Source organism: Pseudomonas bohemica (assembly GCF_002934685.1).
GTDB classification, from domain to species: Bacteria; Pseudomonadota; Gammaproteobacteria; order Pseudomonadales; family Pseudomonadaceae; genus Aquipseudomonas; species Aquipseudomonas bohemica.
Genome location: NZ_NKHL01000081.1, coordinates 1 through 23538, shown reverse-complemented (window position 1 = coordinate 23538; position 23538 = coordinate 1). Strand labels below are relative to the sequence as shown.

The 23538-nt window shown below is 59.6% G+C and carries 22 protein-coding genes; 10 read left to right on the top strand and 12 right to left on the bottom strand.

From position 1 onward, the window contains the following. Window position 1: 1 nt before the first annotated feature. The 4 genes from cyoB to hmpA form a co-directional block, all read right to left on the bottom strand. Window positions 2–2020 (bottom strand): cytochrome o ubiquinol oxidase subunit I, encoded by a 2019-nt coding sequence (gene cyoB, locus CE491_RS04175; RefSeq protein ID WP_110947098.1) that lies wholly within the window; start codon window positions 2018–2020, stop codon window positions 2–4. A 3-nt stretch (window positions 2021–2023) separates the two neighbouring features. Continuing rightward, complete coding sequence (cyoA, locus tag CE491_RS04170; protein ID WP_110947097.1) at window positions 2024–2959, bottom strand: ubiquinol oxidase subunit II; 936 nt, start codon at window positions 2957–2959, stop codon at window positions 2024–2026. Between the two features lie 471 nt (window positions 2960–3430). Further along, complete coding sequence (locus CE491_RS04165; RefSeq protein WP_110947096.1) at window positions 3431–3940, bottom strand: disulfide bond formation protein B; 510 nt, start codon at window positions 3938–3940, stop codon at window positions 3431–3433. Window positions 3941–4236: 296 nt separating this feature from the next. After that, on the bottom strand, window positions 4237–5418 hold the full coding sequence (gene hmpA / locus CE491_RS04160) for an NO-inducible flavohemoprotein (RefSeq protein ID WP_110947095.1): 1182 nt from the start codon (window positions 5416–5418) through the stop codon (window positions 4237–4239). A 290-nt stretch (window positions 5419–5708) separates the two neighbouring features. On the opposite strand from hmpA, the gene CE491_RS04155 reads away from it, so the two are divergent. The 4 genes from CE491_RS04155 to CE491_RS04140 all read left to right on the top strand — a co-directional run bounded on the left by CE491_RS04155 (window position 5709) and on the right by CE491_RS04140 (window position 8619). After that, window positions 5709–6605, top strand: a complete 897-nt coding sequence (locus CE491_RS04155; protein WP_110947094.1) for a chemotaxis protein CheV — start codon at window positions 5709–5711, stop codon at window positions 6603–6605. Window positions 6606–6751: 146 nt separating this feature from the next. Further along, entirely contained in the window at window positions 6752–7108 is a 357-nt protein-coding gene (locus CE491_RS04150; RefSeq protein ID WP_324880240.1) for a GNAT family N-acetyltransferase, read from the top strand. 52 nt (window positions 7109–7160) lie between these two features. Then, a complete protein-coding gene (locus CE491_RS04145; protein WP_110947092.1) occupies window positions 7161–7484 on the top strand; it encodes a hypothetical protein in 324 nt (107 codons plus the stop codon). A gap of 172 nt (window positions 7485–7656) precedes the next feature. Next, window positions 7657–8619, top strand: a complete 963-nt coding sequence (locus CE491_RS04140; RefSeq protein WP_110947091.1) for a GlxA family transcriptional regulator — start codon at window positions 7657–7659, stop codon at window positions 8617–8619. A 48-nt stretch (window positions 8620–8667) separates the two neighbouring features. Here the strand turns inward: CE491_RS04140 and CE491_RS04135 are convergent, their stop codons facing one another. The 7 genes from CE491_RS04135 to CE491_RS04105 form a co-directional block, all read right to left on the bottom strand. Next, a complete protein-coding gene (locus CE491_RS04135; protein WP_110947090.1) occupies window positions 8668–8904 on the bottom strand; it encodes a hypothetical protein in 237 nt (78 codons plus the stop codon). A 107-nt stretch (window positions 8905–9011) separates the two neighbouring features. Next, window positions 9012–10004: a fimbrial protein gene (locus CE491_RS04130; RefSeq protein WP_110947089.1), complete on the bottom strand. Its 993-nt coding sequence runs from the start codon at window positions 10002–10004 to the stop codon at window positions 9012–9014. A 2-nt stretch (window positions 10005–10006) separates the two neighbouring features. Then, window positions 10007–10765 (bottom strand): fimbrial biogenesis chaperone, encoded by a 759-nt coding sequence (locus CE491_RS04125; protein WP_407681327.1) that lies wholly within the window; start codon window positions 10763–10765, stop codon window positions 10007–10009. 23 nt (window positions 10766–10788) lie between these two features. Then, window positions 10789–13398: a fimbria/pilus outer membrane usher protein gene (locus CE491_RS04120; RefSeq protein ID WP_110947087.1), complete on the bottom strand. Its 2610-nt coding sequence runs from the start codon at window positions 13396–13398 to the stop codon at window positions 10789–10791. 130 nt (window positions 13399–13528) lie between these two features. Then, complete coding sequence (locus tag CE491_RS04115; RefSeq protein WP_110947086.1) at window positions 13529–14284, bottom strand: fimbrial biogenesis chaperone; 756 nt, start codon at window positions 14282–14284, stop codon at window positions 13529–13531. Between the two features lie 61 nt (window positions 14285–14345). Next, window positions 14346–14930: a fimbrial protein gene (locus CE491_RS04110; RefSeq protein ID WP_110947085.1), complete on the bottom strand. Its 585-nt coding sequence runs from the start codon at window positions 14928–14930 to the stop codon at window positions 14346–14348. 317 nt (window positions 14931–15247) lie between these two features. Beyond that, window positions 15248–15586 carry a hypothetical protein gene (locus CE491_RS04105; protein ID WP_199884986.1) on the bottom strand — a complete coding sequence of 113 codons (339 nt, stop codon included), beginning with the start codon at window positions 15584–15586 and terminating at the stop codon, window positions 15248–15250. Between the two features lie 271 nt (window positions 15587–15857). On the opposite strand from CE491_RS04105, the gene CE491_RS04100 reads away from it, so the two are divergent. Genes CE491_RS04100 through CE491_RS04085 form a run of 4 tightly spaced genes read left to right on the top strand, consistent with a single transcriptional unit; the run spans window position 15858 to window position 22214 of the window. Beyond that, window positions 15858–17030 (top strand): efflux RND transporter periplasmic adaptor subunit, encoded by a 1173-nt coding sequence (locus CE491_RS04100; RefSeq protein ID WP_110947083.1) that lies wholly within the window; start codon window positions 15858–15860, stop codon window positions 17028–17030. Beyond that, window positions 17027–20158 carry a multidrug efflux RND transporter permease subunit gene (locus tag CE491_RS04095; RefSeq protein WP_110947082.1) on the top strand — a complete coding sequence of 1044 codons (3132 nt, stop codon included), beginning with the start codon at window positions 17027–17029 and terminating at the stop codon, window positions 20156–20158. Before CE491_RS04100 ends, CE491_RS04095 begins: the two co-directional genes overlap by 4 nt. Window positions 20159–20182: 24 nt before the next feature. After that, window positions 20183–20860, top strand: a complete 678-nt coding sequence (locus tag CE491_RS04090; RefSeq protein WP_110947081.1) for a heavy metal response regulator transcription factor — start codon at window positions 20183–20185, stop codon at window positions 20858–20860. Then, a complete protein-coding gene (locus CE491_RS04085) occupies window positions 20850–22214 on the top strand; it encodes a heavy metal sensor histidine kinase (protein WP_110947080.1) in 1365 nt (454 codons plus the stop codon). Before CE491_RS04090 ends, CE491_RS04085 begins: the two co-directional genes overlap by 11 nt. A gap of 209 nt (window positions 22215–22423) precedes the next feature. Here the strand turns inward: CE491_RS04085 and CE491_RS04080 are convergent, their stop codons facing one another. Next, window positions 22424–22762 carry a zinc ribbon domain-containing protein YjdM gene (locus CE491_RS04080; RefSeq protein WP_199884985.1) on the bottom strand — a complete coding sequence of 113 codons (339 nt, stop codon included), beginning with the start codon at window positions 22760–22762 and terminating at the stop codon, window positions 22424–22426. 155 nt (window positions 22763–22917) lie between these two features. Here CE491_RS04080 and CE491_RS04075 point away from each other — a divergent pair, with 155 nt between their 5' ends. Together CE491_RS04075 and CE491_RS30645 are read left to right on the top strand one after the other, a co-directional pair. After that, window positions 22918–23346 (top strand): DUF1810 domain-containing protein, encoded by a 429-nt coding sequence (locus tag CE491_RS04075; protein WP_110947113.1) that lies wholly within the window; start codon window positions 22918–22920, stop codon window positions 23344–23346. Next, window positions 23343–23538: hypothetical protein (locus CE491_RS30645; protein WP_234407508.1), on the top strand; the 196-nt coding region annotated here is incomplete at its 3' end. The genes CE491_RS04075 and CE491_RS30645, both read left to right, overlap by 4 nt.

Below are 23538 nucleotides of genomic sequence, written 5' to 3'. Positions count from 1 at the left end.
TTTATGCCTGCTCCAGCTTGTTGACAGGAGTGTTCGCCTGGGCGTCACGCACCGAGGCCAGGATCTTGTGTTGCTCGCCTTCGATACGCGCCACTTCCGAAGCAGGAACCATGAAGCCCTGATCGTCACGTGCAGCGTGGATGACGAAGTAAACGACGGTGCCAATCAGGCTGACGGCGGCCAGCCAGAAGATGTGCCAGATCATCGCGAAACCGAAGAGAGTGAGCAGTGCGCCCATCACCAGACCGGTCGCCGTGTTGTTCGGCATATGGATGTCGGAGTACTTGGCCGGAACCTTGTACGCTTCGCCATCACGTTTGGCGGCATAGAACGCGTCGATCTCTTCAGCCTTCGGCAGTTCTGCGAAGTTGTAGAACGGCGGTGGCGACGAAGTGGACCATTCCAGAGTGTGGCCATTCCATGGGTCACCGGTCAGATCGCGGTTCTGTTCACGGTCACGGATACTCACGTAGATCTGAATCAGCTGGCATGCGATACCGATCGCGATCAGCCCGGCGCCCCAGAAGGCGACGTGCAGATAAGGCGTCCAGTCCGGGTTGTCAGTGGTGTTCAGACGACGGGTCATGCCCATGAAGCCCAGTGCGTACAGCGGCATGAATGCCACGTAGAAGCCCGAGATCCAGAACCAGAACGCTGCTTTGCCCCACTTCTCGTTCAACTTGAAGCCAAACGCTTTAGGGAACCAGAACGCGAAACCTGCGATGTAACCGAATACGGCACCACCGATGATCACGTTGTGGAAGTGGGCGATCACGAACAGGCTGTTATGCAGTACGAAGTCAGCGCCCGGCACAGCCAGCAACACGCCGGTCATACCACCGATGGAGAAGGTCACCATGAAACCCAGGGTCCACATGACTGGCGCGCTGAAGCGCAGGCGGCCCTGGTAGATCGTGAATAGCCAGTTGAATAGCTTCACGCCCGTCGGGATGGAAATCAGCATCGTCGCCAGACCGAAGAAGGCGTTGACGCTGGCACCAGAACCCATGGTGAAGAAGTGGTGCAGCCAGACCATGAAGCCCAGTACCGAGATCGCGCCGGAAGCGTAGATCATCGAGTGGTGGCCAAACAGACGCTTACCGGTGAAGGTCGAGATGACTTCGGAGAAGACCCCGAACGCCGGCAGAATCAGGATATATACCTCAGGGTGACCCCACGCCCAGAACAGGTTCACGTACATCATCGGGTTACCACCCAATTCGTTCGTGAAGATGTGGAAGTCCAGGTAACGGTCAAGGGTCAGGAACGCCAGGGTGCCGGTCAGGATCGGGAACGAAGCCACGATCAGGACGTTGGCCCAGGTGCAGGTCCAGGTGAAGATCGGCATGTCCATCAGTTTCATGCCAGGGGTGCGCATCTTCAGGACGGTAACCAGGAAGTTGACGCCCGTCAGTGTCGTACCCAGACCCGATAGCTGCAGCGCCCAGATGTAGTAGTCCACACCCACGCCCGGGCTATAGCCGAGTTCAGATAGCGGAGGATAGGCAACCCAACCGGTACGCGCGAATTCGCCGATGCCCAGGGACACGTTCACCAGCACCACGCCGGAAATCAGCAGGTACAGGGACAGGGAGTTCAGGAACGGGAAGGCAACGTCGCGAGCGCCGATCTGCAGAGGCAGAACGATGTTCATCAGGCCGGTGAAGAACGGCATCGCCATGAAGATGATCATGATCACACCGTGAGCGGTGAAGATCTGGTCATAGTGTTCAGGCGGCAGGTAGCCGGGCGAACCTTCGGTGGCCAGGGCCAGTTGGGAACGCATCATGATGGCGTCGGCGAAACCACGCAACAGCATGACCATGGCGATGACGATGTACATCACACCGATCTTCTTGTGGTCGACCGAAGTCAGCCACTCGGTCCACAGGTAGGTCCACTTCTTGAAATACGTGATCAGACCGAGTACCGCTGCACCGCCGATAGCGATCATGGCAATCGTGATCATGACTATCGGTTCGTGGAACGGTATCGCGTCCAGACTTAATTTACCAAACATCGTTTACTCCTCTGCCTGCGCAGCTGAATGCTTACCCATGTCCATCCCTTCCATACCGGCCACTTCTTTCTTCTCGTGGACAATCTTGCCCGGCTTCATACCTTCATACTTGTCGATGATGATCTGAAACAGGTTAGGAGTGACCGAAGAGTAGAGTTCAACGGGGTTACGTTCGCTAGGTTTGGCCAGAGCCGTGTACTCAGCCGTTGCCAGCTGTTTAGGTGAATTCTTGACCTCCGCGACCCAGGCGTCGAAACCAGCCTGATCGGTGGCGGTGGCCGTGAATTTCATACCGGTGAAACCTGCGCCGCTGTAGTTCGCCGAGATACCGTCGAAATCGCCGTTTTCATTGGCTATCAGGTGCAGTTTAGTCTGCATGCCAGCCATGGCGTAGATCTGGCCACCCAATGCGGGGATGAAGAACGAGTTCATGACCGAATCAGAGGTGATCCGGAAATTGATCGGGGTGTGCGCCGGGAAGACGATCTTGTTGACGGTGGCGATACCCTGTTCCGGGTAGATGAACAGCCATTTCCAGTCAAGTGCGACCACTTCGATGGTCACCGGCTTCACGTCCGACTCAAGAGGACGGTAAGGATCCAGCGCGTGAGTCGACTTGTAGGTGAAGTAGCCCAGCACGATGATGATGGCCAGCGGAATCAGCCAGACCGTCAGTTCGATCTTGGTCGAATGCGCCCAATCGGGAGTATAGGTGGCGTTCTTGTTCGACGCGCGATACTTCCAGGCGAAGATGATGGTCATGCAAATGACCGGCACCACCACCAGCAGCATGAGCAAAGTCGCGGTGACGATCAGATCACGCTCTTGCACGCCAATATGGCCCTTGGGATTCAGCAGGGTGTAATCGCACCCGCTGAGCAGGAGCATGCTGAAAAGGGCCAAGAAGCCAAAAAACCTGGGGTACCTTTTTTTACTCATCTCACGACCTCTAAAAGCAGCTTTCGCATCGCAGTTGGGTTTCGACCGCCAACACTTCACCCTGCCAGGTGCTGGCAAATTTTTGGATTGAACAGGGGCCTGTCAGGAAGCTTGCGGCCTCGTAACAAATCCGGGTTGAGCTGTGGTTTCTTATTCGAATGGTGGCAACCGCTATTGCGGTCCAAATCCCTTGGCGCAGACATTCGGAATTCGACTCAAAGAGGCCATCCAGACGGTGTCTACAAAGGCGTAAAAGACGCTTTCCGACCTCGATTTACGACGACCATCAAATGATGGGGGCGTTAAGTGGGGGCGATTGTAGATACGTAAAGTTTTATTGACTATGAGTTTCTGCGCAACAGTTAATTTCCAAATCCGTAAGAATGCGCTCATATGCCGCACTCAAAAAATTCGCAAAGGCCCCAAATTTCCTGAGGAATTCAAGGCGTGTTTTTATGCAACGCTTTGTAATCAACGCGCTTTCATACGGTTCTGCACGATACCTACCGGTACCAGAATTACGGTCAGAACAAAAGCGATCAATGCCCACTGCGCGAGCGACAGTCCGAAAACTGGCGGATATGGCGTCTCACAGAAGCCTGCGACCTGAAAACCCAGCGGAAACAGCGACGCCAGCGGCAAGCCATCGACGATCGGTTGCAGCACGTCGATGCCGCAGCTCTCGGTAGGATGGCTCTGGATCCAGGCATGACGCCCCGCCGCAACCACACCGCCAACCGCGCTGAGCGTGACCAGCGCTTCGCAGATGCTCAGGCTCAAGCGCCCCGGCATGGCGGCACCGACGAACGCGAAGATGGCGATGAACAGCAACGCATAGCGCTGGAGGATGCAAAGCGGGCAAGGCGCCTCGCCCAATACCACCTGCATGTACAGAGCCCCGCCGATCAGTGCCAGGCAGATGATGCCCAGCAGGGCCAGAAACTGCTTTTCGCGTCGCAGGTAAACAATCTCGTCAGTCATTAACATACCCTTTGAATTTGGTGTCCATCCAGATCGACAGATCTGCCTTGTCGCGTGCCCGAGTGCCCGGAAAGCCGGCAATTCTACCATCGTCGCAGCCGCACGCCGGAGCAGATGGTGAACACAGCCGCATTAGCCGAACATTAACCACGACCCACCACAAACGCCGGGCACCAGAACCAGATCCTTCTATATATAGAAGCATGCGACGCTTTGCCGCAGGGACCGATCGCCGCACCCATCCTTATATATAGAAGAATGCGTCCATTTGTCGCAGTAGCCGCAGCCCTGCGTCGTCATTCCAGCGCCGATGCCGGACCGAAGAATTCGTAGCGCACCTGCTTGTCAGGAACGCCCGCCGCCTTCAGTTGGCGCTTGACCGTTACCATGAAACCTTTGGGTCCCAGGAAGTAGGCATCCAGATCGCGATCTTCTGGCAGCCATTGTTCCAGCCGCGCCTGGTCCAGCAGACCTGTTGCGTGCGCCGCAGGGCTGGCACCGTCATCCTCGCCATACAAGTAGAAACGCTTGAGCTGAGGATGTTTGCCGGCCAATTCTTCGACCCAATCGCGGAACGCGTGGACCGAGCCGCTACGCGCACAGTGGATGAAATGAATCGGGCGGTGGGTTTGCAACGCCGCTTCCAGCATCGCCAGGGTCGGGGTAATGCCAACGCCGCCACTGATCAGCACCAGTGGTTTGTCGCTGTGGGCGAGGGTGAATTCGCCCGAAGGCGGGAACAGGTTGATGCTATCCCCCACCTGCAGCTGATCGTGCAGGTAGTTGGAGGCACGGCCGCCGGCTTCGCGCTTGACGCTGATGCGGTACTGATTGTTGCCCGCCAGCGCGGACAGCGAATAGTTGCGGCGGATCTCTTCGCCGTTGAGGAACAGCTGCATGCCGATGTACTGGCCAGCTGTGAACTCCAGAATGGGCTGGCCGTCAGCCGGAGCGAAGTAGAACGAAGTGATCTCGGTACTTTCGGGCACCTTGGCCGCGACCTTGAACTCACGGCCTGCACGCCAGCCACCGGTCGCCCGGGCTTTTTCGTCGTAGATAGCCTTTTCAGCGCCGATCAGGATGTCGGCCAGTTGCTGATAGGCCTTGCCCCAGGCGGCGATGACTTCATCGGTGGCGATTTCGGCGCCGAGTACCTCACGTATGGCTTCCAGCAGGCATTCACCCACCAGCGGATAGTGCTCCGGGAGAATCTGCAGGGCGACGTGCTTGTTGATGATCCTGGCGACCAGATCGCCCAGTTGCTCGAGTTGGTCGATATGGCGCGCATACATCAGCACGCCGTTGGCCAGCGCGCGAGGCTGGTCGCCACTTGACTGATGGGCCTGGTTGAACAGCGGGCGAACCTGAGGATATCTGCTGAGCAATTTCTTGTAGAAGTGGGTCGTCAGCGCCTCGCCGCCACTTTCCAGCAACGGCACGGTGGATTTCACGATGGCACGATCCGAGGCATTCAACATGATGGACTCCTGAGACTTGGGTGGGAATATGAATACCCTGTCCGTATCAGAAAGCGTGCCAGACAAAATTCAATTTAAAATCAATGAGATATACATAGGGTGTCTTTTTGACCAGACCACCGTGAGGGTCATAAAGACCAAAACAAAGTCATTTTGACTACGCAACACACTGCACCCTGTTGCAGCTCGCTTCGAAAACGTTAAAGCCTGCCTGCCAAGGGTCGATACACCGTTATCGACAGCTGTTTGCACGTCCTCGCGCATTCAGACACGCATGACAGAAGGTTCATATGTCCAAAAACGTTCGAGCGGATTCGCTCTCGCTTCTGCTGTTCACGCTGCGCAGCGGGAAGCTGATGGCGATCAACCTGCTCAAGGTCAGTGAAATCATCCCCTGCCCTCCTCTCACTCGGCTGCCCGAATCGCACCCCCACGTCAAAGGCGTGGCGACACTGCGTGGCAACTCCTTGTCGGTCATCGACCTGAGCCGGGCCATCGGCGAACGGCCTCTGCTCGACCCGGATGGCGGCTGCCTGATCGTCACCGACGTCAGCCGCTCCAAACAGGGGCTGCATGTGCAAGCCGTGAGCAAGATCGTGCATTGCCTGACCACGGACATCCGACCGCCGCCCTTCGGTTCGGGCAACAAGTCGTTCATCACCGGCGTCACTCAAGTGGATGGCACCCTGGTTCAGGTGCTGGACATCGAAAAAGTCATCCACGGCATCGCCCCGGCGAAGATTCTTGCCGAATCGGCCGAGCTTAGCCCCGAAGAAATCGAGGTGCTGAGCAAGGCGCGGATTCTGGTGGTCGACGACAGCCAGGTCGCCCTGCAGCAATCGGTCATCACCCTGCGCAACCTGGGGATCGAATGTCACACCGCGCGCAGTGCCCGTGAGGCGATCGATCATCTGCTGGACCTGCAAGGCACGGCGCAGCAGATCAACGTGGTGGTCTCCGATATCGAGATGTCGGAAATGGACGGCTATGCGTTCACCCGCACTCTGCGCGAGACGCCGGACTTCCAGGGGCTCTACGTGTTGTTGCACACTTCCCTGGACAGCGCGATGAATGCCGAAAAAGCCAAGGCCGCCGGTGCCGACGCTGTGTTGACCAAGTTTTCCTCGCCCGAGCTGACACGATGCTTGATCGAAGCCGCACGTACGGTCGAAGCCCAGGGAATCTGAGGCCCGCCCTCAACGACGCATCAACCGGCCATTACTGGCTGATGCGTCGCGATCTCAGCCAGCCCCTTCGAGCAGGGGCTTGGCCACGATCGCTGTGCCTGGTCCCGTTCAGCGCCGGGAACGCCAGCGCCGTTCACCAACTTTTGATGCTCGGAACCGAGCTGGGCGGCGGTCGCGTGCCTGAGCTGAGGACGTGGCTGGAAGGCTTCGATAGCGATCCTGAGTTCGATCGGCGGTTATGTTTCGTCGTGGAAGATTCATCGGGTGTAGTGGCCGTGGCGCAATGCTGGACCAGCTCATTCATTCGCAATCTGGTGGTTCATCCTCGCGCGCAAGGGCGTGGCGTGGGCCTTGCGCTATTACGTCGGGTGTTCGAGGCGTTTGCAGAGCGTCACGAAGGGCAGGTCGATCTCAAGGTCATGGAAAGCAACCTGACCGCCCGCCGGGTGTATGAGCGCGCCGGCATGCAATACGTGCAGCGCTGCGAACTGGAAGCGCACTGAGTCAGTCAAAGTCGCTGTCATTCTGATGCTCAAGACACTGATGGAGATTTGCATGAAACGGATCAGCCTGTTGTTGCTGGCCCTGACCGCCGTTGCCGGGCAAGCCAGTGCTTCGAGTCCGGACGCCTGGAGAGCATTCGACAAGACCCTGGTCGACAGCTGCACCGCGGCCAGCTCGCTGAAAAACGCCAAGCCCGCCGGCGCCTCGGCGATGTTCGATGACAGCGTGGGGTACAACGCTCTGTTGATCAAAGGCCAGTACAAACAGGCGTTCATGAAAAACAAGGCCGGCACCGAGCTGTGTCTGTACGACCGCAAGAACAAGAAAGCGCTGATCACCGAGTGGGACGACGTTACGACGTTGCCGAAGAAATAAACCCAGCCTGTGTGCCCTCCCCTCTCGTGATGACAATTCACCAACGCAGGGTTATGGTCCGCCCCTTTTCGATGTCCCGATCGACGCGCTGCGACAGGCAGGTGCGCGATTTGAGACGCCAGACTTGATGAGCTATATGTTCATCCCTCTGCAACACGCCTGAGATTCATCGATGAGAAGCGTCGCGATCGTGCTGTTTCCCCATGTTCAGTCCCTGGACGTCGCCGGCCCTCTCGACGTGTTTGCCGAAGCCAATCGTTTTGTGGGTGAAGGCGACGGCTACCAGATCATCACCCTCGGTGCCGCCCCCTACCCGATCATCGCCTCCAACGGCATGCCCCTTGGCGCCCAATACCCGTTGGCCGATGCGCCCAGGCAGTTCGATATTTTGCTGGTGCCCGGCGGGCCGCTGCTGCCCGAGGGCGCAGAAATGCCGGCCATCACGGCATGGCTGCACGAAGTCACGCCCCTGGCAGGCCGCTATGGCTCGATTTGCACGGGTGCATTCATTCTCGGGCACGCCGGGTTGCTTGACGACAAACGGGCCGCGACCCACTGGAACCACGCCCAACAATTGGCCGATCAGTTCCCCAACGCTCTGGTCGAGCCGGACCGGATTTATGTCCGTGATGGCAAGCTGATAACCTCGGCGGGAGTGACTGCCGGGATCGACATGGCGCTTGCCCTGGTCGCCGAAGATCATGGTCCGACGATTTCGCTGGCGGTCGCCAAACGCTTGCTGGTGGTGGCTCAGCGTCAGGGTGGCCAGTCGCAGTTCAGCCCGTATCTCAATACCTCGACCGACGATGATTCGCCAGTGGCCAGCATTCAGCGCTATGTGATGGAGCACATCAGCGAGCCCTTTTCCGTGGAACGGCTGGCCGAGGTCGTCGCGATGAGTCCGCGCAGCTTCGCCCGCGTGTTCGCTCGCGATGCGAAGGTCACGCCAGCGGAGTTCGTGCAGCGCGCCAGAATCGACGCCGCCCGGCATTTACTGGAAGGCAGCGAGATGGCGATCAAGGCGGTGGCGTATCACTGTGGTTTCGGCAGCGCGGCCCGCATGCGGCTGGTCTTCAGTCAGCGGCTGGGCGTGACGCCAACGCAGTATCGGGACAGTTTTCGCAAGGAGGGTTGAGCTCGCTCCTGCGAAGGCGACGGATATTCGGCTATCGAACGAAGCCGATCAGCGCTTGCCCATCGAACGACGCGTACCCGATGGTGCGGCGCCGGGCCGCTTGTCGTGGTTCGATTTGCCCGGGCCCTTGTAGTGCGAAGGATCTTTCTTGGCCTGCATCAGCTCCCCCGGCTTGAACGGAAAACTGAAGGCCGGAATCACCGGTTTGTTGTCACCGGCCTCGGCATTGGCATCCACGGGTTCGACATCTAAGTCGGGAGCCTGGGTGTGTTCGGGGGTGGTCATGAAAGCTCCGAAATCGCGAAACGGTCTATGGGTGAACAGGCTGGGCCCGCAAGGCGCGCAGCATACCCCAATCCCCATGCAGCCGCCTGTAGCAACCGAGCAACGGCCTACTTGTAGAAAAGATCCACCATCACTTCCGCAGAGAACGGCCCAGGCGTGGGTGTGTTGGTCTGCCACAACAGCTCGGCATTGAAATCCGCGGTTCCCGAATACGTGTCATCCAGCAGATCGATCATGTGAAATGGCTCGTTGAAACGAATCGGCCGATGCGCGGGCGCATGGGTGATGCGGATGCCGATGCTGTCATTGTTCACCGGCACCAGCACGTCACCGAACAGTGTCCCGGACACCGGGGTGAACCGCGCATTGAGGCTGAACGGTGAATCGCAGATTCGGCTGGTGGCCAGGGCGAATCGCTGAAACGTCGCTACCTCGCCCACGCGCACATTCTTGATCGGCACGCTGCCGAACTCGACGCTTTCCGGCAGCACCCGCAACTCGGCGCTGCAGGCGACGAACCGCAGACCGGTAAGGTTATTGATGACGTAGTTGAGGTTGTTGTCCGGCAATGGATTCATGCCATTGGCGCTGTCCACCTGAAACATGCGGTAATCGAGCAAGTCGCTGGCCACACCCGATGGCGGCGTGGGCCCGAACTTTTCGATGAATACCGAAAACGACAGGTTGAAGGCAACCTTCGGGCACGCCGGAATGTTGCCCGCACCCTCGGTACAGGCCGGCAGCACCTGTTGCGTGGGAATCCGCCCGCTGCTTTGCACGTAATCGACGCCATTGAGCGTAAGCCCCGCGCGGATTCCCTGGCCGATTTGCTGGTTTTCGGGGTTCAGGTATAGCACGACATCCTCCGCAGGGCCGGACTGCTCTCGCGAACATTCAACAGCCAGATGATGCCGTTCCGAACGCCAGACAGCGCTGCCGTCGGGTAAGGTCGCGGGAATGGCGACAGTGCTGCTCAGGTCAGCGCGGATCACGGCCTCGCCCGAGCCCTGGGTCTTGCAGGTCATGGCCAGCCCCGTGGCAGGCATCAGCGAGACGAGAAGAAACGTCGCACCCCAGCGTGAGAAAGAGAAGGTAGTCATGGTCAGCATTTCCCTATTGATGAAGAGGCGCCGGATGAAAAAGCACCCGGCGAACGCAGCCGCGCATTGAACGGCGCCTGGTCCTGGGCGGGCGCACAGAATTCGCGCTGCCCGCCATAATCGGTCAGCGCCTTGAAGCTCAGGTTTCCTGCCCTGGAGCCCGTCGAGCGTGCTGTCAGTGGTTCCGGTAGCTGCAGCGAGTGCGACGAAAAAGGTTCGAGCATCAGGTCCTCAGCGATCTCGATCTGATTCAAAGCAAGCTCGTGCAGCGACACATGGAACGGCGTCGGGTTATGCACCTTGAGCGCGGCGTAATCCTTGGGATTCCATTGCCAGGCGAGACGCTGCGCCGCGTCCGCCGGGTCGCCCACCAGCCCGGCCGGGCGATAGAACACGTTGATGCGCTGGCGAACCGCGATGTTCAGTTGCTGGCTGGCCTCACTGCGACGTGGCACCTCCAGCACATACAAATGCAGCAGCGACTCCCGATCCGCAGGCATGCCGACGCCTTGATAAAGCACGCGCAAGGTCTTTCTGCCTTGCGCAGGCAACTGCGCCAGATGCGGGGTGAGCACAAAGGGCAGAGCGTCCGTTGCTGCCTGATCGGTGCGGGCGTCCGTGAGCCAGGCCTGAATCAGCACCTGAGCGTTGCCGGGATTGCTGACATCGATCGTCGCCTCATGAAACCGTCCATCGAATACCAGGCGCGTTCCGGCCAACGCCACCACGGCCTGAGCATCGCCGCAGAAAAGCGCTGCCATCACGAATACCACCACTGTCCACTTCACAGGCAGACCGCCTTGAGCCGGTCATAGGTGCGTTGAGGATCCCGGGGAGGCAGCTCGAAACGTGCGCGGCATTGCTGATCGGACCATTTCACGATCAGTTCGCCGCTGTCCTGCTCGCTCAAGACCAGCGCGCGGCTGGTGGGATCGACCGCAGCCAGCAGTTTGCCTCGCTCATCTTCGACCACGGCGCCCAAGGGCAAACGGCTCCCATCGCTGCGCACCAGTTCGAACTGCACGCGCCGCCCAACCGCGGCCTTGAAGCTGACCACAGGCACGGCACCTCGGCGCGGGATGACCTGAGCCACGGCATTCTCAAGTTCGACATCGGCGCCCAATTGCCGTGTGTCGAGGCTTACCCAGTTGGCGCGGTACGGCTGGGTGTACGGGACAATGGCGTAGCCGTTGCTGGCCGTCTCAATATTGCTGAAATTGCTGAGGCGAGCGCCCGCGACATCCTTGACCTGCACCAGCGCGAAGGTATCGCCCAATGGCTGGCCAACATTCACACCGCCTCCGTGCGCCACCACCGATCCCGTGGCGCCGACACTGAAGCTGCGATAGTCACGGCCCTGACCGTACCCGGCATCGAAGCGTCCGAATGGCGTCGTGGTGTTGATCTTGCCGGAACCGCTAGCCCCCGAGCGACCGTCGTGTCCGGCCTGCAACGAGTAGAAGGTGTTGCGATCGTCGAAGACTTGCCCATTGAGGCCGGTCTGCAGATTGGTGTTGCCCGAGCTGTCATGCACCGCATTGCCGAACGCTCGTGACGAAGACGGGCTGTCACCCAGCGGCACGCTCAGCGTGAGGGCGATTCGGTTGTCCGATCTGTTCTGGCCGTCGCGCTGAATGGTCTGACTGCGCTCCAGCGAAACGCCATAACTGAGACTGCGCCAGGCGGCGTTCCACGACAGATACAACTGTCGGGTCTTGCCCGTCGCGTCCCAATAGCGCTGCTCGGAACCGGTAAGGCTCAACGACGCCGACTGCTCGGCCAGCGCCTGAGTCAGGTTGAACTCGATACGATCCCTGGCCCGCCCGATGACACGATCAAACGCAGTGCCGTTATCTGCCTGAAGTGCTTCGACATGGTTGTCGAAGGTGCGGTACTGATCGGTTGAGTAGCGATAACCGGCCACCGCCAGCGTGGTGTTGGTCAGATCCAGCGTATTGGCGTAGCGCACGCGCAGGCTTTGCCCGGTATAAGACTGGCGCCGTGGCTGGCTCACCGATTGAGTCAAATCCAGCGACACCGCGCCCAGCCCGGTATTGATGCCCGCGCCGATGTTCCCCGCCTGAAAATCCTCGGCTACCTGAGCGCCACCGAACGCAGTCAACTGCTCGGTCAGACCGTAAATCAGTGTCGCGCTGGTAAAGGCCGGCGACGCTCCAGCTTCATCATGGCTGTCGTAATGGCCCGCCGCGAGGCTGTAACGCAACGCCCCTTTGGGCACCATGATCGGCAGCGACGCATAAGCCTGAACGAACACACGCCTGCGTCCATCCGCCTCGATCACGGTAACCTCCAGGTCGCCGTTGGAGCCGCTGGGATAGATATCGGAAATCTCGAACGGCCCCGGCGAGACGTTGCCGCTGTAGAGCACAAACCCTCTCTGGCGCACCTCCACCATTGCGTTGGTTTCGGCGATTCCGCGAACCACTGGCGCGTAGACCCGTTCGCTGTCCGGCAGCATGCCGTCATCCGATGCGAGCATGGCGCCGATGAAGCGCACGCTGTCGAACACCTGCGAATCAGTGAAGGTTTCACCCAGGGTCAGCTGGCTCTTGAATGCGGTGATATCGCGCTGCAGGAAGGTGCGATTGTTGCGAAATCGATAGGGTTGAGCATCGCCATAGACCAGCGATGACTCATTGCGCAACCGCCATGCCCCCAGATTCAGCCCGTTGCGCAGGCCAAGATAATACTGATCCTGCGTCTGACCGGACCGGCTACGGCGCGCGCCGCTGAAACTGTAATTGATGAAGGCGGCCGTTTCCCCCTCGTCCCACAGCTCAGGTGACACATAGCCACGAACGCTGCGCGACATCATCGCCTGAGGGATGCTGATATTGAGCCGCAGGCTGGTGGGCTGGTATTCGACGTGGGCAAATTCGACCTTGGCCGACAGATCGAAACACAGACCGGGCGTGGTGCTGGTGTCGTTCAGACCGGAAGTGTCCATGCCCAATTGCGCAAGCAGGTCCAGGGTCAGGCATGCTTCGATCGCTCCGCTGCCCGGATTTGCGACGAAGTTGATGTCCCGCCGCCCGCTCAGCGCGCGATTGACATAGATGTCGACGCGATAGGTGCCCGGCACCACGCTGTTGCCCTGCAGAAAAACATCCAGATCCGCCGGCTGGTCCGTGCCTTGAATGAACGCCGTGTTGAATTTCACCCCGGCAGAGGCCGAGGTCGGGTGACCGCTGTCGCTGCTGGCGTCGGCAATCGCCATTGCACTGGAGCCGACCGCCCACGCGGCGGTAGCGGCGATACAGATGGATAATGGGTGACGCCCCGGCGTGGTGTGCGGTCTCGATACCGACCTGCGGTTACACGGCAGGACGGCGTTCGAAATACATCCCTTGGTGTTCTTGTCTCGCCGTTCCATTAGCTGATTTCACTCGTACTCTGAGTGTCGATGCGCCGCAGAGTCCTTCCTGACAGGCATGCGACGCAGAAGCCGGATACGCGCCCGGCGAAAAAGGGGTCAACGGAAATCCCGACCAGCGCGGCGGGGGCTAGTCAGAATGTGATTCGGCCTTGCTGGCCTGAGTCGCTCGATCGCCTGAGACTTTCGCCCGGTAGGGCTCCTGGGCGCCGAAATCGTTGATGCCGATGAATGCCAGATCCAGAGGCCCCCGAGTCGTCAGCGGCTTCAACGGCAACTGCAGACGCGCCTTGGGCACAAGCATTCGGCTGTCTTCCTGGAGCACTACCTGGCCTTGATGGGTCGCCTGGAGTTTGATCGTCGAGACGTGATACGGCCCCGGGTTGACGACCTCAAGCTGCCCGTCGCGCAGCCGCCATTGCAGCGACTGTGCAGCCTTCAGCGGGTCTTCGGTGAGTCCCTGTGGCCGGTAGAACAGCTTGATGCGCTGGCGGATAGCGACCTGCAATTCGTTCTCGCGGGCGGTCTGGGGGATCTCCTGAACATTGAGCCAGAGCACCGACTCACGATCGGTGGCCAGGCCTTCACCGGAATAGATGATCCGAATCAGTTGCTTGGCATTGCCAGCCATCCGCGCCAGCGAAGGGGTAATCGCGAACAGAGAACTGATCGACGACGTACTCTCGCTCTCGCCCTCGAGCCAGGACTGCGCCAGGATCTCGGCAGTCCCGGTGTTGTGCACCTGCAGGCTGACTTCCTTGTCGGTAGCCGGGTAGATGACGCGTGTCGTATTCAGCACGATACCCGCCTGTGCCTGGGCAGCCAGCGTCATCGCCAGTCCCGCGCATAGTCCGCGCACCGAACGCCGAAGAATGGAAAAAAACATGATGGGAGCGTCTCGCTATCAAGGGGTGGCGGGACGAGCAGCGCTCACCCCGCCTGTTGCTTCACAGATAGTCCATCACAAACGGCAGGAAGCCATCTGCGTTACCAGGGTTGGTGGTCGCGCCGTTGAGCACATAGACCGCACCGAAGTTGAGTTCTGCCGTGGCACCACCGGCTCCATCCTGCACCAGCGGCGCATCGATGGTTTCGTTGCCGGAAAGATCCATCAACTGATAGGAGGCGTTCAGCATACCGATGCCCACACCGTCGGCAGCACCCGTGGTGCGCAGCAGTCGCTGATCCAGATTATCAAGGCCACTGCCCTGACGAGCGACGAAGCGCATATTCACGGCGTCATAAGCCGCTGCACCGCCGGTGCAGTTGACCAGCAGCTGGATTGGCGAAGCGGTTTCGAGTTTGTTGTCGGCAAAGCGACCGATGTCGGAGAACGATACATTGCCCAGATCGACGTTTATATCGCCTGGGTTGGTGCCCGTGCTTGCGCCGGTACCGGCATTGATGTCGCAGGTGATATCGGTCAGGGAGCCGTTGAATACCAGCCTGCCGTTGTTCGCAGCATTGGCAGTGCTTGTCAGGTTCAGGCCTATTGCCGCCACGAAAACCAGAGAGAGAGGAAGATTCTTCATGTTAACGACGTTCCTTGTGTCAATTCATGTGTGCCCCGTAGGACGACGAAAACTATAAGCGGGCGGCTCAGGAGCGGATGTCAGGCTACCTACATCACGCTTGCAGAAATGACAGTGGCGCTTGAAGGATTTTTCTGTAGGAGATGGCAGACCCAACCTGCTACCGGCGCACAGCTTGGCTTTGCGGTCATTCGGCGAAAAAAGCTTTGCCTAATCTTTGCTATCAAGCTGTAAGGCGATAACAAACCAGAGGCATAAAAAAACCGCCCGGACCGGAATTGAAAGGGCGGTTCCTGGCGCGTGAGACAGCGCGGGCGCTACTGGTACGTGAGGGTCACGATACCGCTATGTGCGCCGACCGCGACCGATGTGCGCTCGACATACGCCATCGACACCGGCAATGCGGCACCCTCGCAGGCGTCATCATGATCGACCAGCCCGAGGGTCAGGTTCGCGTTCACTTTAAGGGATCTGGATCCTGGCAATTGCGCAGGGGCAGTCAGTACCCTGGCCTCGCAGCCTGCGTTGACGAGCTGTCCGTGGAACATGAGGGTGCTTTCCGTTGCCGAGGCTGCTGAAGCTACTGGTCCGAACAGTATGAAAGCCCCGATAAACGCGATCGACAAAAACGTCGAAACGGTCTTTTTACTTTTCATCGCCGCACCCCGGAGTGAAGACCCGCATATCACAGTTACGTCGAGCCGCAGACAATCGAATCGACCAGAAATCACCAACATACTTGTAGGAATTTCCCGTCCTCCATCTTGATATCGCCTTGGTACACGTTCTCTTTACTTAACTTCATGCTCCGCTCTTATCCAGCTGACAATATTGACAGGTAGCAGTCATTTTGCTGACCGGGTCGAAGGTTTATAAAGGAGGCTGTCGATTATCTGCCCTCCACACTTTCGCTGGCGTTATCTGCGTATGTACAAAAAGAAAAAATCTGTGCTAACCGTCGCCGTTCTTGCTGTGCTGATTGCGGTGGGTGTCTGGGCATTCAAGCGTCCTGCCGAGAAAAAGGTCGGCGCGCCCACCGCAGTGCCGGTTCAGGTGATAAACGTGGTCAAGCAGGACGTCCCCCGCTACGTCACCGGCATCGGTTCGGTGTTGTCGCTGCAAAGCGTGGTGATTCGTCCGCAGGTGGATGGCATCCTGACCAGACTGCTGGTCAAGGAAGGGCAACAGGTCAAGGCCGGCGATCTGCTGGCGACCATCGACGACCGCTCGATCCGCGCAGCGCTTGAACAGACCAAAGCGCAACTGAGCCAGAGCCAGGCGCAACTGGATGTGGCCGAGGTCGACCTCAAGCGTTACAAGCAGTTGACCGTAGACAACAGTATTTCCAGGCAGCAGTACGACCAGCAGCAGGCGCTGGTCAATCAGCTCAAGGCCACCGTGCTGGGCAACCAAGCGTCGATCAACGCTTCGCAGGTGCAACTTTCCTACACTCAGATTCGCTCTCCGGTGACCGGCCGTGTCGGTATCCGTAATGTCGATGAAGGCAATTTCCTGCGCGTCAGCGACGCGACCGGCCTGTTCTCGGTGACCCAGATCGATCCGGTTTCCGTTGAATTCTCCCTGCCGCAGCAAATGCTGCCGACCCTGCATAACCTGCTCGCCGCCCCAACTCCGGCCAAGGTCAACGCGTATGTGGGCGAAGGCACGAGCGGGACATTGCTGGGCGAAGGCAAGCTGACGCTGATCGACAACCAGGTGGCGGCAACCACCGGCACCATTCGCGCCAAGGCCGTGTTCGACAACGCTGCCGAGAAGCTCTGGCCTGGCCAGTTGGTCACCGTGCGGATTCAGACGGCCATCGATCACGATGCCTTGAAAGTGCCGCCGCAAGTGGTACAGCGCGGCATGGATCAGCATTTCGTGTATCGCGTCAAAGGCGACAGCGTCGAAGTAGTCCCGGTCAACGTGCTGTACCAGGACAGTGATCTGACCCTGATCAGCGGCGTCAGCGCCCACGATGTGCTGGTCAGCGATGGCCAGTCGCGACTCAAGAACGGCTCGCACATCGAGGTGGTCAAGGCTGAACCGGTGGAAGCCTTGGCCGAAGCAGCGACAACGTCCACGGGAGCGGCGAAATGAAGGGCCGCGGGGGAATTTCCGCGTGGTGCGTGAACCATCCGATCGCCACGGTTCTGCTGACGTTCGCCCTGATTCTGCTAGGTTGCATCGCCTTTCCGCGTCTGCCGGTCGCGCCGCTGCCGGAAGCCGAATTCCCCACCATTCAAGTCTCTGCGACCCTGCCCGGCGCCAGCCCGGAAACCATGGCCTCGTCGGTGGCAACGCCCCTTGAAGTGCAATTCAGCGCCATCCCCGGCATGACACAGATGACGTCGAGCAGCGCCCTGGGTTCGACCAACCTGACTCTGCAATTCGTGCTGAACAAGAGCATCGACACCGCAGCCCAGGAAGTCCAGGCCGCGATCAACACCGCATCGGGCCGGCTGCCTGCCGATCTGCCGACCGCACCCACCTGGCGTAAGGTCAACCCGGCGGATAGCCCGGTGCTGATTCTCAGCATCAGCTCCGACCTGATGCCGGCCACCGAACTGAGCGACATCACTGAATCGCTGCTGGCCCGCCAACTCAGTCAGATCAACGGCGTCGGCCAAGTGAGCATCACCGGCCAGCGGCGCCCGGCTATTCGCGTGCAGGCAGCCCCGGAAAAACTTGCCTCCCTCGGCCTGACCCTGGCCGACCTGCGCGGCACCTTGCAACAGACCAGCCTTAACCTGGCCAAGGGTGCGCTGTATGGCAAGGACAGCATTTCGACCCTGGCCTCCAACGATCAACTGTTTCAGGCCCAGGACTACGAACAGTTGATCGTTTCCTACAAGGACGGCGCTCCGATTCATCTGCGCGATGTTGCTCGCGTGATCAATGGCGCGGAAAACGCCTACGTCAACGCCTGGTCCGGCGACCAGCAAGGCGTGAACATCGTGGTCTTCCGCCAGCCCGGCGCCAACATCGTCGAGACGGTGGATCGAGTGCTGGGCGAGTTGCCGCGCCTGCAGGAAATGCTGCCTGCGTCAGTGGACGTCACGGTCCTCAGCGACCGTACCAAAACCATCCGCGCCTCGCTGCACGAAGTGGAAATGACCCTGCTGATTGCCATTGTGCTGGTGATCGCAGTGATGGCGCTGTTCCTGCGCCAGCTGTCGGCGACGCTGATCGTGACTGCGGTGCTGGGCGTCTCGCTGGTGGCCAGTTTCGCCCTGATGTACGTCCTCGGATTCAGCCTCAACAACCTGACGTTGGTGGCGATCGTGGTGGCCGTCGGCTTTGTGGTCGACGATGCGATCGTGGTGGTGGAGAACATCCATAGGCATCTGGAAGCCGGCGAAAGTATGCGCGATGCGGCGATCAAGGGTGCGGGCGAGATCGGCTTTACCGTGGTGTCGATCAGCTTCTCGCTGATTGCCGCGTTCATTCCGCTGCTGTTCATGGGCGGCGTGGTCGGGCGGCTGTTCAAAGAGTTCGCCCTGACGGCCACCTCGACCATTCTCATTTCGGTCATGGTGTCGCTGACCCTCGCGCCGACCCTTGCAGCGCTGTTCATGCGGGCGCCGAAACACGATCCCCATGCCAACCCTGGCTTCGGCGAAAGGCTGTTGGCACACTATGCCCGAGGCGTACGCCATGCCCTCGCCCACCAACGCGTGATGCTGGGGATTTTCGGGCTGACGCTGATACTGGCAGTGGCTGGCTACGTGCTCATTCCCAAGGGCTTCTTTCCGGTTCAGGACACCGGCATGGTCATGGGTACCAGCGAGGCGGCCGCAGACATTTCTTACCCGGACATGGTCGAGAAGCACAAACAGCTGGCGAAAATCATCGCAGCCGATCCGGCGGTCAAAGCCTTCTCGCACTCGGTGGGTGTCAGCGGCAGCAACCAGACCATCGCCAACGGCCGGGTGTGGATCGCGCTGAAGGATCGCGAAGACCGCGACGTTTCCGCCAGTCAGTTCATCGACCGCATCCGGCCGAAGCTGGCGAAGATTCCGGGCATCGTGTTGTACCTGCGCGCAGGGCAAGACATCAACCTGAGTTCCGGCCCGAGTCGCGCGCAGTATCAGTACGTGCTCAAGAGCAACAACGGCGCCCTGCTCAACGAATGGACGCAGAAGCTCACGGAAAAGTTGAAATCGATCCCGGCCTTCCGCGACCTGTCCAACGACCTGCAACTGGGTGGTAGCGTCACCCATCTGGACATCGACCGCAGCGCCGCCGCGCGTTTCGGCTTGACCACCGCCGATGTCGATCAGGCGCTATATGACGCCTTCGGTCAGCGGCAGATCAACGAATACCAGACCGACATCAACCAGTACAAAGTCATTCTCGAACTCGACCCAGCACAGCGCGGCAAGGCCGAGAGCCTTGACTACTTCTACCTGCGCTCACCGCTGACCAACGAAATGGTGCCGCTGTCGGCGCTGGCCAAGGTCGGCGCGCCGAAGATGGGCCCACTGTCGATCGCCCACGATGGCATGTTTCCCGCGGCCAACCTGTCGTTCAACTTGTCGGCGGGCGTAGCCTTGGGCGATGCCGTGCAACTGCTCGATCAGGCCAAGACGGAGATCGGCATGCCGGCCTCGATCATCGGTAACTTCCAGGGTGCGGCCCAGGCCTTTCAAAGCTCGCTGGCCAACCAGCCGTGGCTGATCCTGGCAGCGCTGGTGGCGGTGTACATCATTCTCGGCGTGCTTTACGAGAGCTTTGTGCACCCGCTGACCATTATCTCGACCCTGCCCTCGGCCGGCATTGGCGCACTGCTGCTGTGGTTGATGGGCCAGGATTTCTCGATCATGGGGCTGATTGGTATCGTGCTGCTGATCGGTATCGTCAAGAAGAACGGCATCCTGCTGGTGGACTTCGCGCTGGAGGGCCAGCGGCATCGTGGCCTGTCGCCGCAAGAGGCCATTTATGAGGCGTGTGTTACGCGTTTCCGGCCGATCATCATGACCACCCTGGCGGCGCTGCTCGGTGCGCTGCCGCTGATGCTCGGTTATGGAGTGGGCGCAGAGCTGCGTCAGCCGTTGGGAATCGCGGTCGTAGGCGGTTTGCTGGTGAGCCAGGCGCTGACGCTGTTCACCACGCCAGTGATTTACCTGCAACTGGAACGAATCTTCCATCGCAGGCATCCGACAACAGCCCCGGCGACCCCTGCAACCGGCAAGAAACCTGCGGCAATGCTCGCTACTGAAAAGTAAGCACAGACAAGTGAGAGTGGACCGATGCGCGTCCTGATTATCGAAGACGAAGAGAAAACCGCTGACTACCTGCACCGAGGTCTGACCGAACAGGGTTACACGACGGACGTTGCCCGGGATGGCATCGAAGGTTTGCACATGGCTTTGGAGAGCGAGTATGCGGTGATCATTCTCGATGTCATGCTGCCGGGCCTGGATGGCTATGGCGTGCTGCGCGCCTTGCGTGCGCGCAAGCAGACACCGGTAATCATGCTCACTGCCCGGGAGAACGTCGACGATCGCATTCGGGGCCTGCGCGAAGGTGCGGACGATTACCTGGGCAAGCCGTTTTCCTTTCTGGAGCTGGTGGCCCGCCTGCAGGCGCTCACCCGTCGCAGCGGCGGCCATGAGCCGGTACAGATCAGCATCGCCGACCTGTGGATCGACCTGATCAGCCGCAAGGCCACGCGCTCAGGTTCACGCCTGGACCTGACCGCCAAGGAGTTCTCGCTGCTGAGCGTGCTGGCCCGTCGCCAGGGGCAAATCCTCTCCAAGACGTCGATTGCCGAGATGGTCTGGGACATCAATTTCGACAGCGACGCGAACGTCGTCGAAGTCGCGATCAAACGCCTGCGCGCCAAGCTCGATGGGCCTTTCGAGCAGAAACTGCTGCACACCATTCGCGGCATGGGCTACGTGTTGGAGAGCCGTCGTGGCGAGTAATTCCATCGCCCTGCGCCTGAGCGGGATGTTCGCGCTCGTGGCGCTGCTGGTATTTCTGCTGATCGGCTGGGCGTTGTACCTGCAAGTGGACAAGGGTCTGGGCCTGCTGCCGGCGGCTGAGGTCGATGCGCGTTACAGCGTGCTTGAATCGGCCGTGCAGCGTTACGGCAATCCCGAGCATTGGGCCAAGATCAACGCCAAGCTCAAGCTGCTCAGTGAAGAAGACAAGCGCCTGCGCTTCTGGGTCGTCAGCAACGACCCCACCTATGAGTTCGGCAATCCCGACCCGCAAATCCGGGCCTTCGCCAATGGTCCGCTGGGTATGCGCGACCTGAATCTGAACGATCACGACTATCCGTTCAAAGTCCTGGTCAGCCAGTTTCCGGCCAAGGATCAGCGGCCCCCATTGCGCTTTCTCACCGCCATCGACACCGCAACCTTCTGGCAGACCCAGCATTCGCTGTTGATCGCCCTGATCAGCCTGGCCGCCATCGGTATCGCCCTGGCCTCTGCGCTGGGTTACTGGGTGGCGCGCATCGGCCTCAAACCCTTGCTCGACCTGTCGCTGGAAGCACGCAAGCTGGCGCCGCCACGGCTGTCAGGACGCTTGCAGTTGTCATCGTTGCCGCCGGAGCTGGATCAGTTCGTGACCTCGTTCAACTCCGCGCTGGAACGCGTCGAACAGGCCTATTCACGGCTGGAATCGTTCAACGCCGACGTCGCCCACGAACTGCGCTCACCGCTGACCAACCTGATCGGCCAGACTCAGGTGGCGCTGACCCGCGGGCGTTCTGCCGAGCATTATTTCGAGGTGCTGCAATCGAATCTGGAGGAACTGGAGCGGCTGCGTTCAATCATCAACGACATGCTGTTCCTGGCCAGCGCCGACCAGGGCAGCAAGGCCACCGAGCTGACCGAGTCATCGCTGGCCGAGGAAGTCGCCACCACGCTGGACTATCTGGACTTCATTCTGGAAGACGCGCAAGTGCGGGTTCAGGTGCGCGGCGACGCCAATGCGCCGATCGAAAAAGCCCACTTGCGCCGCGCGCTGATCAACCTGCTGCACAACGCCGTGCAGCACACCGCGCCGGGGCAGGTCATTGATGTGGATATCGCTGAAGAGGGGGACCACGTGAGCATCGGTGTGGCCAATCCCGGCCCGCAGATCTCGGGTGAACATTTGCCCAAACTGTTCGAGCGCTTCTACCGGGTCGACGCCTCACGCAGCAACAGCGGCGCCAACCACGGCCTCGGGCTGGCCATCGTCAAAGCCATTGCGCTGATGCACGGCGGCACGGTCTTCGTCCGCAGTGAACATGGGGTGAATACCTTCGGGATGAATTTACCGCGTTGAGCAGGCTTCTCAATGGTGATGGTATGGCTGCTTTTGATTCTGTGCGCAGCCCATAGGAGTCCAGTTTGCTGACGATCGGCCAGGTACCGGTCGCAAACACTATCGATACGCGGCATCTGGCAAACTTGGGAATCTGGTTTTAATGCTGCTCCGCAGCAGATCGTCAGCAAGCTGGACTCCTACGCCCTTCGGGCAGAAGCGGTCGGCCATCAGCCCTTCTTCACAAACTCCGACTTCAGCTTCATCGCACCGATGCCGTCGATCTTGCAGTCGATGTCGTGGTCGCCGTCCACCAGGCGGATGTTCTTGACCTTGGTGCCGACCTTGACCACCAGCGATGAGCCCTTGACCTTGAGGTCTTTGATCACGGTGACGGTGTCGCCGTCCTGCAGGGTATTGCCGACGGCATCCTTGATGATTTTAACGTCATCGCTGGCCTCGGCAGCGCCGTCAGCGGACCACTCGTGGGCGCATTCCGGGCAGACCAGTTGGGTGCCGTCTTCATAGGTGTACTCGGAGTTGCATTTTGGGCACGGCGGTAAGCTCACGGCGGATCTCGCATCAGGAAGAAATAGGCGCAGGATTATAAGGGTTTTTATCGCCGGGCGGGCAAGGCGCTTGAATCGCCGGGAACCCTGCCCACTGTGGCAGTCATAAGACTTATGCGCTGCCGCTGGCGGCATCGATGACGCGGGAGGCCCTGATGAACGATCAATACGACCTGCAACGTTTCCTGGATGCACAGGAACCTGTTTTCGAAAAAGCTCTGTTGGAACTGCGCAACGGGCGCAAGCGAAGCCATTGGATGTGGTTTATCTTCCCGCAGCTGAAGGGGCTGGGTCACAGCGAGATGGCGCAGCGCTTCGGGATTTCAGGTCGCGAAGAGGCGCTGGCCTATCTGCATCATCCCTGTCTGGGCGCCCGGTTGGAGAGTTGCAGCCGCGCGCTGTTGCAATGGCGGCATCGCAGCGCGACGCAGATCATGGGTTCGCCGGATGACCTGAAGCTGCGGTCGAGCATGACATTATTTGCCAGCGTCGCTCCCGAGAATCCGCTGTTTCAGGAGGTGATCGAAGCGTTTTTTGGTGGCAAGCCGGATAGCGCAACAGTATCCAGGCTCGGACAGGGTTGAAAAATTTTCCTGCAAAGCCTGATCGCAGTGGCAGTGAGCTTGCTCACGAAGACAGACAGCGCGACCGTTTCGAGACTGGGGCAAAATTGAATTTTTTCGACAACCGCATGAACCTTTGTGGGAGTGAGCTTGCTCACGAAGACAGACAGCGCGACCGTTTCGAGACTGGGGCAAAATTGAATTTTTTCGACA